We start from the raw sequence: 13,027 nt of genomic DNA, 5'->3' as shown, positions 1-13,027 counted from the left end.
TTCTCATATAGCTGTACCACCCCTCCGTACGGATGCATGCCATGACTTCCCCCAATACCACCCCACATCGTTTCGGCCATCGCGTTGCGATGGTCGGCGTGTCGATCCTCGCCGCAGCCGTGCTTGCGGCCTGCAGCGGCGGCCACGCCGAAGAAGCCGGTGCACCGCCGCCGCCGCAGGTCAGCGCCGCGCCGGTACTGGTCAAGCAGGTCAGCCAGTGGGACGAGTTCAGCGGCCGCGTCGAAGCGGTGCAGAGCGTTGAACTGCGCCCGCGCGTGTCCGGCTACATCGACAAGGTCAACTACGTCGAAGGCCAGGAAGTGAAGAAGGGCGAAGTGCTCTTCACCATCGACGCGCGCAGCTACCAGGCCGAGTACGATCGAGCGGCTGCCGAGCTGGCCCGCGCCCGCACCCAGGCCACGCTGGCCCGCAGCGAGTCCGAGCGCGCCAAGCGACTGTCCGAGCAGCAGGCGATCTCCACCGAGACCGCCGAACAGCGTCGCGCGGCCGCCGACCAGTCCGGTGCCGCCGTGCAGGCCGCGCAGGCTGCGCTGGACGCTGCCCGGCTCAACCTGGAGTTCACCAAGGTGCGTGCACCGATCGACGGCCGTGCCGGCCGCGCGATGGTCACCGCCGGCAACCTGGTCACCGCCGGCGACAGTGCCAGCGTGCTGACCACGCTGGTCTCGCTGGATACCGTCTTTGTCTACTTCGATGCCGACGAAAGCACCTTCCTGCGCTACGCCCAGATGGCACGCAAGGGCGAGCGCCCGAGCGAGCGTGACAGCGAACTGCCGGTGAAGGTTGGCCTGTCCGGCGAAGAGGGCTACCCGCACTCGGGCAAGGTCGACTTCCTCGACAACCAGGTCGCCCGCAGCACCGGCACCATCCGCGTCCGCGCACTGCTGGACAACGCCGACCGCCAGTTCACGCCGGGCCTGTTCGCCCGCGTGCAGCTGCTCGGCAGCGGCCAGTTCCAGGCGCTGCTGATCGATGACAAGGCCGTGCTGACCGACCAGGACCGCAAGTATGTCTACGTGGTCGACAAGGATGGCAAGGCCCAGCGCCGCGACATCCAGCTCGGTCGCACCGCTGATGGCCTGCGCATTGTCGAACACGGCCTGGCCGCGGGCGACAAGGTGATCATCGACGGCGTGCAGAAGGTCTTCATGCCGGGCATGCCGGTGCAGGCCAAGGCGGTGGCGATGCAGCCACAGCCGGCGCCGGCACCGGGCCGCGATGCCACCGCCGCCCTGAAGCACTGATCCGCGTCCCCGCTTAGCTGCCGGCGCCAGCGGCAGCCTTCCCTGCCTTCGTCATTTCGGCGAGGGGCAGGGCGGCTGTTGCCCGCCGAATGCCTTTCCCAGGAATTCCTCCATGGACTTTTCCCGTTTCTTCATCGACAGGCCGATCTTCGCGGCGGTGCTGTCGATCGTGATCTTCGCCGCAGGCCTGATCACGATTCCAATCCTGCCGATCAGCGAGTACCCGGAAGTGGTGCCGCCGTCGGTGGTCGTGCGCACGGTCTATCCGGGCGCCAACCCCAAGGTCATCGCCGAGACCGTCGCCACGCCGCTTGAAGAAGCCATCAACGGCGTCGAAGGCATGATGTACCTGAAGTCGGTCGCCGGTTCCGACGGCGTGCTGCAGATGACTGTCACCTTCCGCCCGGGCACCGACCCGGACGCAGCGGCGGTGAAGGTGCAGAACCGCGTGGCGCAGGCGCAGGCGCGCCTGCCCGAGGACGTGCGCCGGCAGGGCGTGACCACCCAGAAGCAGTCGCCGACCTTCCTGATGGTGGTGCACCTGACCTCCCCGCAAGGCAAGTACGACACCCTGTACCTGCGCAACTACGCCCGCCTGCACGTCAAGGATGCACTGGCGCGCATTCCGGGCGTCGGTGATGCGCAGATCTTCGGTGGTGGCGACTACGCCATGCGCGCCTGGCTGGATCCGGACAAGGTGGCTTCGCGCGGCCTGACCGCCAGCGACGTGGTGCGCGCCATGCGCGAGCAGAATGTGCAGGTGTCAGCCGGCCAGCTCGGCGCCGAACCGCTGCCGGACAGCAAGTTCCTGACCCTGATCAATGCCCAGGGCCGGCTGAAGACCGAAAAGGAATTTGGCGACATCGTGCTCAAGAGCGGCACCGATGGCGAGATCGTGCGCCTGTCCGACGTGGCCCGCCTGGAGCTGGGTGCGGGCGACTACACCCTGCGCTCGCAGCTGGACGGCAAGAACGCGGTCGGTATCGGCATCTTCCAGTCGCCAGGTGCGAACGCGCTGGAAATCCGTGACCAGGTCATCTCGACGATGGACGAGATGCAGAAGACCATGCCGGCCGACGTGAAGTACGAAGCCGTGTATGACACCACCATCTTCGTGCGTGACTCGATCAAGGCCGTGGTCTCCACGCTGCTGGAAGCGATCGCGCTGGTGGTGCTGGTGGTGATCCTGTTCCTGCAGACCTGGCGTGCCTCGATCATCCCGTTGATCGCGGTGCCGGTGTCGGTGGTGGGTACCTTCGCCGCGCTGTACCTGCTGGGCTTCTCGATCAATACGCTGAGCCTGTTCGGCCTGGTGCTGGCGATCGGCATCGTGGTCGACGACGCGATCGTGGTGGTGGAGAACGTCGAGCGCAACATCGAGGAAGGCCTGTCGCCCACCGCCGCGGCCCACCAGGCCATGCGCGAAGTGTCCGGCCCGATCGTGGCGATCGCGCTGGTGCTGTGTGCCGTGTTCGTGCCGATGGCGTTCCTGTCCGGTGTCACCGGCCAGTTCTACAAGCAGTTCGCGGTCACCATCGCTATCTCCACGGTGATCTCGGCGATCAACTCACTGACCCTGTCGCCGGCCCTGGCCGCGCGCCTGCTGAAGGCCCACGGCGCACCGAAGGATGGCCCGAGCCGCCTGATCGACCGCCTGTTCGGCTGGGTATTCCGCCCGTTCAACCGCTTCTTCAAGTCCAGCTCGGAGAAGTACGAGCGTGGCGTGGCCCGCATCCTCGGCCGACGTGGCGCGGTGTTCGTGGTCTACGCGATCCTGCTGGTCGGTACCGGCGTGATCTTCAAGCTGGTGCCGCCGGGCTTCATCCCGACCCAGGACAAGCTGTACCTGATCGCCGGCGTGAAGCTGCCGGAAGGTTCGTCGATCGCGCGTACCGATGAAATGCTGCGCAAGGTGGCCAAGATCGCCCAGGAAACCGATGGCGTGGCCCACACCATCTCGTTCCCGGGCCTGAACGCGCTGCAGTTCACCAATACGCCCAATACCGGTGTGGCGTTCATTCCGCTCAAGCCCTTCGCCGAGCGTCATGGCCGTACCGCCGCGCAGATCAATGCCGAGATCAACCAGAAGATCGCCGGCCTGCAGGAAGGCTTCGCCTTCGCGATGATGCCGCCGCCGATCCTCGGCCTCGGCAACGGCAACGGCTACCAGATGTTCATCGAGGACCGCGGCAACCTGGGCTACGGCGCGCTGCAGAATGCGGTGCAGGCGATGCAGGGCACCGTGGCGCAGACGCCGGGCATGGCCTTCCCGATTTCCAGCTACCAGGCCAACGTGCCGCAGCTGGATGCCGAGGTCGACCGCGTCAAGGCCAAGGCACAGGGCGTGCAGCTCACCGAACTGTTCGACACCCTGCAGACCTACCTGGGTTCGGCCTACGTCAACGACTTCAACCAGTTCGGCCGTACCTGGCAGGTGATCGCCCAGGCAGACGGTCCGTTCCGCGAGACGGTCGAGGACATCGGCAAGCTGCGTACCCGCAACGACCGCGGCGAGATGGTGCCGATCGGTTCGATGGTCACCATCAAGCAGACCTTCGGCCCGGACCCGGTGCTGCGCTTCAATGGATACCCGGCAGCGGACCTGGCCGGTGAAGCCGACCCGCGCCTGCTGTCCTCGGCCGAGGCGATGACCAAGCTGACCGAGATCGCCGGCAAGGTGCTGCCGGTGGGCATGACCACCGAATGGACCGACCTGAGCTACCAGCAGGCGACCCAGGGCAAAGCCGCCTTCATCGTGTTCCCGGTGGCGATCATGCTGGCCTTCCTGGTGCTGGCCGCGCTGTACGAGAGCTGGTCGCTGCCGCTGGCGGTGATCCTGATCGTGCCGATGACCCTGCTGTCCGCGCTGTTCGGCGTCTGGCTGACCGGCGGTGACAACAACGTGTTCGTGCAGGTCGGCCTGGTGGTGCTGATGGGCCTGGCGTGCAAGAACGCGATCCTGATCGTCGAGTTCGCCAGAGAACTGGAGATGGGCGGCAAGGGAATCGTTGAAGCTGCGCTGGAAGCCTGCCGCCTGCGCCTGCGCCCGATCGTGATGACCTCCATCGCGTTCATCGCCGGCACCGTGCCGCTTGTGCTGTCGCACGGTGCAGGTGCCGAGGTGCGCTCGGTGACCGGTATCACCGTGTTCGCCGGCATGCTGGGCGTGACCCTGTTCGGCCTGTTCCTCACCCCGGTGTTCTACGTGGCCCTGCGCAAGTTCGTCACCCGCAACGGTGGTGGCCAGCTGGTGCAGCACGGCGAGCCGACCATCCACCACTGACATGGAACCCCGTCGCCGCCGGTCAATGGCCGGCGGCGGCTTTCCCCTCACAAGGCATGCATCCATGAATACCCATCAGAACAAGATCGCGCTGGTCACCGGCGCCACCCGTGGCATCGGCCTGGAAACCGTGCGCCAGCTGGCCCAGGCGGGCGTGCACACGCTGCTGGCCGGTCGCAAGCGTGAGACCGCCGTTGAGCTGGCGCTGAAGCTGCAGGCTGAAGGCCTGCCGGTCGAAGCCCTGCAACTGGACGTGACCGACGCGGCCAGCATTGCCGAAGCGGTCGAGCAGGTACGCCAGCGCCATGGCCGCCTCGACATCCTGGTCAACAACGCCGGCATCATGATCGAGAACCCGGCGCAGGCGCCGTCGGAACAGTCACTCGATACTTGGAAGCGCACTTTCGACACCAACGTCTATGCGCTGGTGGCGGTAACCCAGGCCTTCCTGCCGCTGGTCAAGCAGGCCAAGTCTGGCCGCATCGTCAATGTGTCCAGCATGCTCGGCTCGCAGACCCTGCACGCGGATCCCTCCTCGGGCATCTACGACTTCAAGATTCCGGCCTACAACGCCTCCAAGGCGGCGGTGAACAGCTGGACCCTGAGCCTGGCCTACGAACTGCGCAACACGCCGATCAAGGTCAATACCGTGCATCCGGGCTACGTCAAGACCGACATGAACGGCGGCAACGGCGAGATCGAAATCAGCGAAGGTGCACGCTCCAGCGTGGAAATGGCACTCATCGGTGAATCCGGTGCCAGCGGCAGCTTCACCTACCTGGGCGAGGTGCTGCCATGGTGATCCGCACGTTGGCGATGGCCGTCTCCAGCCTGGTGCTGGCGGGCTGTGTCAGCGTCGGCCCGAACTACAAGGCGCCGGTGCAGGAACCGGTGGTGCTGCAGGGGGCGCAGCAGCCTGTGTTCAGCACTACCTCGCCGGTGGCCAGCTGGTGGGCGCAGTTCGATGATCCGGTGCTGGAAGAACTGGTGCACGGTGCACTGTCGGATAACCTGGACCTGCGCGTGGCCGTGGCCCGCGTCAGCCAGGCCCGTGCGGTGTTCGTCGAAAGCCGCTTCGACCAGGCCCCGCACATCACCGCGGGCGGCAGCTACGACCGCCGCAAGCAACCCGATCCGCAGCTGGGTGGGCAGCGGGTGTTCAGTGAAAGCTACCAGCTCGGCTTCGATGCCGGCTGGGAGCTGGATCTGTTCGGCCGCAAGCGCCGTGCAGCAGAAGCCGCGCGCGCCGACCTGGACGCCGAGCAGGCCAACCTGGCCGATGCGCAGGTACTGGTCGCCGCCGAAGTGGCACGCAACTACTTCGAGCTGCGCGGTACGCAGAAGCGCATCGCGGTGGCCCAGCACACCCTGGTCAACCTGCGCGATACGCAGAAGCTGACCGAGGCGCGCTGGGAGCTGGGCGCCGGCAGCGAGCTGGACGTGCAGAGCAGTCGCGCCCGGCTGAAGGCGATCGAGGCCGATATCCCGCTGCTGGAAGTGGCCGAAACGCAGTCGCGCAATCGCCTGGCGGTTCTGCTGGGCCAGCGTCCGGAAACGCTGACTGCCATGCTTGCGCCGCACGACGTGCCGGCATTTGCCAAGGCGCTGCCGCTGGGCGATACCCGCGAGCTGCTGCGCCAACGCGCCGACGTGCGCGTGGCCGAGCGTCGCCTGGCCGCTGCCACCGCGCGGGTGGGCGTGGCCACTGCGGACCTGTTCCCGCGGCTGTCACTGTCCGGTTTCGTCGGCTTCCTTGGCGGCGACGCCAGTGGCCTGGTCAATGGCAACAACAAGGCCTGGTCGCTGACGCCGTCGCTGAGCTGGGCCGCGTTCGACTTCGGCACCGTGCGTGCACGCCTGCGTGCCAGCAAGGCTGAAGCCGAGGGTGTGGCTGCGCAGTATGAGCAGGCCGTGCTGCTGGCGCTGGAAGACACCGAGAACGCGCTGACCCGCTATTCCAAGCAGCAGGCGCGGCTGGCGATCGTGGTCGAGCAGGCGCAGGCGGCACGCCGGGCTGAGTCGCTGGCGCAGATCCGCTACCGCGAGGGCTCGGAAGACTTCCTGACCCTGCTGGATGCGCAGCGCACGCAGCTGGCGGCCGACGATGCGTTGGCGGCGGCTGAGTCCGAGGTCAATGTCAGCGTGGTGGGCGTGTACAAGGCGCTGGGTGGCTGGGGGCAATCGCCGCAGCAACCCAGCGTGGCGCAGGTGCAGTAACCGCAAGGGACGGAAGCAGTGGCTTCCGTCCCTTTCTTCTGTCAGGGCCAATGATTGGCCGGTGTGTCGCGCTCGCGCATGGGCACGATGCAGAAGCGATGGCCGGTGGGTGCTTCCATCACCCACCAGCGTTTGACGAAGCCGATCCGGCGCGCGCCGAGTTTTTCCAGTCGATCTGCCTCGGCATCGATGTCGTCGCTCTCGATGTCCAGGTGCACCCGTGAGGGGTGAGCGACACGTTGCACTTCCACGTTCAGACCCGCGGGTGCGCCCTGCAGGTCGGCGTACTCGGCGCCATCTTCGCCATACGATGGCTGCGCCTGCAGGCCGAGGGCGGTCGCCCAGAAGCGTGCGCCTTCGTCAGCGGGCGTGTCTTCGCAGTCGATGATGAATCCGGCCAGACGGCTCTGGTGCGCCATGACGTCCTCCGCAGATCGGGAATGGAGGGAGGGTAGCGCGTCGCTTGCTGTGGACGTTGTCACAGTCATGACGTTTCTGACTCTGCCAGAACCGGGGCCTGCGGTGTAACTAGTGGGGCAGATTCCAGGAGGGAAGGCGATGAGCGACGACAAACGTGATACCCAGCGCATGCTGTTTGGTGATCCGGGACCGCCTGGCGCAGGGCTGTCGGTAGCGGTCGTAGTGCTGATGGTGTGGGCTACCATGGCGGCTGCGATCGGCTTCATGCGCCTGCCGGACCAGATGCTGGGGCTGGGCCTGATCGGCATCTCCGTGTTTCTGGCGGTCGGTGCCCGCATCTGCCAGGCACGCAACCAGCATCAGGCGCTGTACCGGCTGATGTCGCGACAGCCGCCGCCGTAGCTGCGGCTGCCGTACAGGTTCAGCGCTTCGGCCAGTCCAGCTGGACCACCAGCGGGAAATGATCCGACGGCAGCACGCCGTCGATGCGACGGTCATCGGTCAGGAAGCTGCGTGCATGGAAGCCACGCACCAGCACCCAGTCCAGCTGCACGGTGGCCTTGCCGGTGAAATCGTGGAAGGTCAGGCGTGGCCCCTGCGGAACCTTCACCTGGTTACGGGTGTCCTGCAGCAGGCGGGTGAATGCCTTGTAGGTGTCACCACCGGGCTCGCTGTTGAAGTCACCCGTCAGGACCACCGGCAGATCGGCCGGCAGGGCTTCCACGCGCTTGCCGATCAGCTCGGCACCCTTCACCCGGCGCGGTTCATCCTCGTCGCGGTAGGGCAGGTGGGTATTCATGAAATAGAAACGACGGCCATCGTCCAGGCGGCGGAACAGGGCCCAGGTGACCATGCGCGGGTACAGGTTGCCCCAGGTGATGCTGCCGGGTACGTCGGGCGTATCGGACAACCAGAAGTTGCCGGACTCCTCGATGGCCAGCACCTTGCTGTCGTAGAACACGCCCATGTGTTCGTCACCGCTGCCACCGCGGCGGCCTTCGCCGAACCAGTGGTAGCCGGGCAGGTGTTCGGACAGGTAGTCGGCCTGCTCCTTCACCAGTTCCTGGGTGCCGATCACAGCCGGGCGCGCATCGAGGATGACCTTGACCATGGCATCGCGGCGGTCGGGCCAGCGCTTGCCCGGTTCGGTATCGGCCGGGGTGCGGACATTGAACGACATCACTTTGAGTGGCGCCGGTGCAGCAGCCCAGGCGACGGCAGGCAGCGCAAGCGCCAACAGCGCACACAGCGCGGGGCGACGGAAACGCGACAACATCGTGGAATCCCTCCATTCCATGAAAACGGTTTCATGAAGCATGCCATGGAAGGCGAGGGCAGCGGTATGCCGGGATGGGCGACTGGGAGATGCCGGACGGGCGCTGGACGCTCCGCCCGGCAGATGCCCCTTGCCCGATCAGGGGTCGTAGATCATCCCGTTCTCGTCGCGGTTGTAGTGGTCGCTGGCCACGCGGGTGCCGTCGTCATGGACCACGTACAGCGTGCAACGCTGGTGGAACACGTTGCCGCTGATGCGGAAGGGCACGCACTCCTCCTGCAGGCCGACCTCTTCGGCTGCATTCGCTGGCGGCGAGGGCACCAGGGCAGCAAGTGCAACTACTGCAGCGAAAGAAAAAGCGGTCATTCGATTGTGCAGCGTCATTGATCACACTCCTTGTCGTAGTTGGTGTCCGATGCAGATCAGTCTGCCGGGAGGTACCACTGACCGTTCTCGTCTATCCAGTACACCGACGTGAAAACGGTGCCGTCTGCCAGAGTGCGGGTGACGGTGCAGCGCTGATGCACGAGGTTGGGCCCCAGTCTTACGGGCACGCAATCGGTCGTCGATCCGGGGGACCCGGCCGCGTGGCCGGTTGCCGGTACCACACTACCCAATGCCAACATCAATGCGGCCATCGCGGCCAGTTGCAGTTTCATAAGCATCATCCTTGCTTTCTGCAATCGCGCACATGCGCATGGCGTGTGTAACACGCAAACCAGGCCGCCGGAAGTGTCTCGCCGTGATCAGTCTTCGATCTCGCCGCGACGGCTGGCAGCACGCACTGCCTGCGCGGTGGTCGCCACACCCAGCCGTTGCCGCGCGTGGCGCAGGTGGTTCTCCACGGTGCGCGTGGAAAGCCCAAGCGTGGCCGCGATCTCAGCTTGGCGACGGCCAGCGGCGACCCAGCGCAGCACTTCGCGCTCGCGGTTGCTCAGTGCGCTTCCTGAAAGCTCGGCAGGCGATTCGGCCAGATGGCGCGCGGCCCGGAATGCTGCAGCTGCAGCAGCTTCCAGCTGCAGGCGCGCGCTGGCCGATGCATCGATCGCTGTCCCGGCAAAACTGATCGCGCCTTCCAGACCGGTGGTGCCGAACACCGGCACCTGCAGACCGTGCAGGCCTTCACCACGTGGCTGCTTCACCACCTGATAGCGTTCGCCGCGAACACCCTGGCGCTTGCTCCAGAAGAACGGCGCATCGCTGTCCAGCACGTGGCGATTGACGGGGCAGGTGTGGAGGTAGCGCGCAAGGTCGGTATCGCTGCCATCGCCGAACCAGTCGCCCTCGATCCAGTACACACGCTGTGTACCGCGCTCCAACCCCGTGCCGGTGGCGAACACCAGCACGCGGTCGTAGCCGAGTGGTGCAGAAATGCTGCGTAGTACGGCGCCCACCGCACTCAGTGAGCGGGCGCGTTCCAGTTCCAGCAACGCCTGCACCAGTTCGCTCATCCGGGTCAGCGCCCGGCCAGGGCGTCGAGCAGCGTGCGCGCGGCCAGCTTGCCCAGCGCATTACCGGCCAGCGGGCTGTCGCCGGTCAGCAGCAGGCGATCCTGCAGCACGCTGCCGTCGATGCCATCGTTGACGATCTGCACGCCCTGCTGCGCCAGGCGCTCACCGAAGAACCACGGCAGCTGCCCGGGCATGTAGCCGATCTCTGGCGTCTGCCGGTCCATCGCATCGGGGAAGGCGCAGATGCGGTAGCCGCGGAACAGCGAACCACCATCGGCCTCGTCCACGCCTGCAGCGAGCAGTGCGGCCGGACCGTGGCACAGGGTGATGATGTAGCGTTTCTGGGCCATCGCCCAGTGCAGGACGGCCTTCACCGCGCGGCTCTGCGGCAGTCCGATCAGGGCGCCATGGCCGCCGGGGATGAACACCGCAGCATAGTCCGAATCCGCATCAAGACCGGCGACCACCTCGTCCAGCGGCAGCGGCTGGCGGAAGCGCGACTCGTAACGTTCGTACAGTCCGCCGATCTCCGTGTCCTCGCGCGGGAACGCCCACCACTCGAATTTGGCGGCGTTGCCGGACAGCGTGGCCACATCGATGTCGAAGCCGGCCTTGTCCAGGTGGTACATCGGCAGCAGGGTTTCCACCGGATGGTTGCCGGTGGAGAACAGGTGGCCGTTGGCAGTGGGCAGATAGCGTTCGTCCGCAGCGATCATCAGCACCTTCCAGCGGCCATCGCGGCGTGCGTCGGGATAGTCGGCACCGGACAGGTTGCTCTTGGGCGATGTGAACTGCGACAGCGAGTAGGGCGACGGGAAGAAGGCATCGCGCTCGGCCGGGTCGGGGCTGGGCTGGCGGCTGGGCTCTTGCGTGTTCATGCGGACCTCCAGTGGGGTGGCGGGATCCAGCATAGAAGGGCTGATGCGTACGTGCGATGAGGGTTTTCCCTCAGCCGCGCGCAGCTACTTCACCGTGGCCGAATGCTGCTGCATGTCTTCATGCAGGATCCGCCGCAGTTCGACGATGGCCGGCGTGGCTTCCTGCACGCTGTGCCCGGATACGATCACCTTCTCCGAATCCGCGTGCGGCAGGTGCGAGCTCCAGTAGGGCACCAGCCCGTCGTCGGTCTTTTCCAGCGGCCCATCGGCCTTGGCGCGCGCGATGATCGAGTGGTAGTGCACCTTCGGCGACATCGGCAGGTCGGCCACCGCGCGGACGAAGGGATCATCCTTGTCCAGGTTCTGGATGCTGTTCATCTGGTAGCCGTGCTTGCCGTCATTGCGGTCGATCTGACCATCGTTGGCAATGGTGGCCACGTCTTCCAGCACGGTCAGCGGCAATCGCACCAGGCGACCGATCCAGCGGCCCAGGCGGGTGCCCGCCACGTCGGTGCCGCGGTGTGGCGTGGCGATGAATACCACGCGCGACACTTCCGGTTCCGGCAGGAAAGTCAGCACCGGTGCGCCCTTGGTACGCAGCAGTTCACGCTGTGCCGGCGTCATCTGCGCAGTCTCCAGCAGGGTGTCGACCAGATGATCGCCGGAAGAAGAGATCATCAGCCGCGCGATCACGCCACCCATGCTGTGCCCGACCAGCACCATGTCATGCGAAGCCTGCGCCTTGCCGCTGGGGTCGAAATGCTTGAGCACTTCGGACAGTGTATGACGCATCGCATCGTGGCTCATCGCGATGGGCATGTTGGTCGGGTAGTAGAACTGCCAGACCTGGAAGTCCTGGCGGATCTCGTCGTCGCGCATCAGTTCGTTGGCGACGTTCACCCAGGCTTCCGGGCTGCTGGCCAGGCCATGGATCATCAGCAGCACGCGGCGGTTCGGATCGTAGGGCTGCATCATGTACAGGTGCGGCGTGTCGATGCCGCCCTTGCCACCGAACAGCGAGCGCAGCGACTGGTGGCTGAAGTTGGAACGGGCCAGCCACAACGCATAGCCGGCGGTGAAGTTCGCGGCCAGCGGAACCTGTTGGCCATGCAGGGTGACTTCCGTGACCTGGTAGGGATCGTGGATCTCCAGCTCAGGCTCGTCGTCGTGCAGCACTTCCCACAGGTTCTTTCCCGAGAAGCGCAGCAGCACCGTCATTGAAGGGGAGGGCATCTCGCTCCAGCTCTGCGCGGCGGGCGTCGCTGCCGAAGGCGGGGTGGCCGTGCTGCCAGCCGGATCGTTCATTACCGCCACCAGCTCGGCACCGAAGCCATCGCGGCGATGCACGCTGCGCAGCGTGCCAGTGAACGACAGCGAGGCCGCCGGTACCAGTTCGGTAGGGGTACGCGTATCCAGCGGTGATGCTTCGCCTGAAGGGGCCAGCACGAAGGTCCAGCGGCCCAGCTGGAAGTGGCTGGCCTGGCCGTGCACGCGGCCCGTGGCATAGGCGTCGTACAGCTGTACCGAGGCTTCCTGCACGGCCAGGTTGTAATAGTCGCGCACCTGGGTCTGGCGATCTTCGAAGCCGCGCTGGTTGGCGGTGCGCTCGGTGAAGAAAAGATACGCATAGGCCTGGCGCGCGACCTGCATCCACGCATCCAGGCGCGGTTGGAAATCGGCATCCAGCTCGGTGATCGCGCTCTTGGCGCGGCCGGATGCCGAGTACTCACGCTTCGGCGCCGGCAGGGTCATCGCATACTGCAGCCACAACTCGGCCAGGCTGGAGCGTTTGTCTTCCTCGCGCACCACGATGCTGCCTTCCATCGCCTCGATGCAGGGCAGGCCCGGTTTGGCGCATACGCCTTCATCGAGGCCGGCCACCCGCAAGGTCTCCGTGGTCGCCGCGCTGAGCTTGCCGGAAGTGAGGATGTCACCGCGCTTGAGCGCGATGTACTGGCCGGGCGTGACCGAGGCCACCTGCACCGACGGCCCGAACTGGCGCAACGTGGCGCAGCCGCCCAAGGTGAGCAGCACGGTGATGATGAGGGTCGTGCGGCCGATGAAGCCCAAGCCCGTGGTTGCCATACGATCCTCCTGCGCGGTGGCGCCACTCTAGCGGTCGGCATGTCAAAGCGGAAGATACCGGGCGGTCGGTTTGGGGCGCTCAGGCGCTGCCATCCGAGCGATTCAGCCGGTTCCGTGTGACACTGGGGTGAATGGAGCGATGCAGGGACTGC

12 protein-coding genes are annotated in these 13,027 nt (G+C 66.0%); 5 read left to right on the top strand and 7 right to left on the bottom strand.

Annotation, left to right across the window (positions count from 1 at the left end; translation table 11 throughout):
- The first annotated feature begins 41 nt into the window (after positions 1-41).
- The 4 genes from AC5P60_RS00295 to AC5P60_RS00280 all read left to right on the top strand — a co-directional run bounded on the left by AC5P60_RS00295 (position 42) and on the right by AC5P60_RS00280 (position 6,765).
- Positions 42-1,265: an efflux RND transporter periplasmic adaptor subunit gene (locus AC5P60_RS00295; RefSeq protein WP_483692811.1), complete on the top strand. Its 1,224-nt coding sequence runs from the start codon at positions 42-44 to the stop codon at positions 1,263-1,265.
- A 112-nt stretch (positions 1,266-1,377) separates the two neighbouring features.
- Positions 1,378-4,548, top strand: a complete 3,171-nt coding sequence (locus tag AC5P60_RS00290; protein WP_005409111.1) for an efflux RND transporter permease subunit — start codon at positions 1,378-1,380, stop codon at positions 4,546-4,548.
- A gap of 64 nt (positions 4,549-4,612) precedes the next feature.
- Positions 4,613-5,350 (top strand): SDR family oxidoreductase, encoded by a 738-nt coding sequence (locus tag AC5P60_RS00285; protein WP_033833092.1) that lies wholly within the window; start codon positions 4,613-4,615, stop codon positions 5,348-5,350.
- Complete coding sequence (locus tag AC5P60_RS00280) at positions 5,344-6,765, top strand: efflux transporter outer membrane subunit (protein ID WP_043035475.1); 1,422 nt, start codon at positions 5,344-5,346, stop codon at positions 6,763-6,765. Before AC5P60_RS00285 ends, AC5P60_RS00280 begins: the two co-directional genes overlap by 7 nt.
- 41 nt (positions 6,766-6,806) lie before the next feature.
- On the opposite strand, the gene AC5P60_RS00275 is transcribed toward AC5P60_RS00280, so the two are convergent.
- Positions 6,807-7,184: a VOC family protein gene (locus tag AC5P60_RS00275; RefSeq protein ID WP_033833094.1), complete on the bottom strand. Its 378-nt coding sequence runs from the start codon at positions 7,182-7,184 to the stop codon at positions 6,807-6,809.
- A 139-nt stretch (positions 7,185-7,323) separates the two neighbouring features.
- Between AC5P60_RS00275 and AC5P60_RS00270 the strand changes: the two genes are divergently transcribed.
- On the top strand, positions 7,324-7,587 hold the full coding sequence (locus AC5P60_RS00270) for a hypothetical protein (protein WP_049453718.1): 264 nt from the start codon (positions 7,324-7,326) through the stop codon (positions 7,585-7,587).
- Between the two features lie 19 nt (positions 7,588-7,606).
- On the opposite strand, the gene AC5P60_RS00265 is transcribed toward AC5P60_RS00270, so the two are convergent.
- The 6 genes from AC5P60_RS00265 to AC5P60_RS00240 form a co-directional block, all read right to left on the bottom strand.
- Entirely contained in the window at positions 7,607-8,461 is an 855-nt protein-coding gene (locus tag AC5P60_RS00265; protein ID WP_495201660.1) for an endonuclease/exonuclease/phosphatase family protein, read from the bottom strand.
- Between the two features lie 138 nt (positions 8,462-8,599).
- On the bottom strand, positions 8,600-8,827 hold the full coding sequence (locus AC5P60_RS00260; protein ID WP_227200225.1) for a hypothetical protein: 228 nt from the start codon (positions 8,825-8,827) through the stop codon (positions 8,600-8,602).
- Positions 8,828-8,883: 56 nt separating this feature from the next.
- Positions 8,884-9,120, bottom strand: a complete 237-nt coding sequence (locus tag AC5P60_RS00255) for a hypothetical protein (protein WP_033833098.1) — start codon at positions 9,118-9,120, stop codon at positions 8,884-8,886.
- A gap of 87 nt (positions 9,121-9,207) precedes the next feature.
- Complete coding sequence (locus AC5P60_RS00250) at positions 9,208-9,912, bottom strand: PA1136 family autoinducer-binding transcriptional regulator (RefSeq protein ID WP_033833099.1); 705 nt, start codon at positions 9,910-9,912, stop codon at positions 9,208-9,210.
- 5 nt (positions 9,913-9,917) lie between these two features.
- Positions 9,918-10,790, bottom strand: a complete 873-nt coding sequence (gene hchA, locus AC5P60_RS00245) for a glyoxalase III HchA (RefSeq protein ID WP_033833105.1) — start codon at positions 10,788-10,790, stop codon at positions 9,918-9,920.
- Between the two features lie 84 nt (positions 10,791-10,874).
- Complete coding sequence (locus tag AC5P60_RS00240; RefSeq protein WP_483692810.1) at positions 10,875-12,875, bottom strand: esterase/lipase family protein; 2,001 nt, start codon at positions 12,873-12,875, stop codon at positions 10,875-10,877.
- Positions 12,876-13,027 lie beyond the last annotated feature (152 nt).

The organism is Stenotrophomonas sp. YJH_SMC_120, assembly GCF_059368675.1.
Note: the sequence above shows the minus strand (reverse complement) of the source record. Positions and strands in the feature narration are given on the sequence as shown.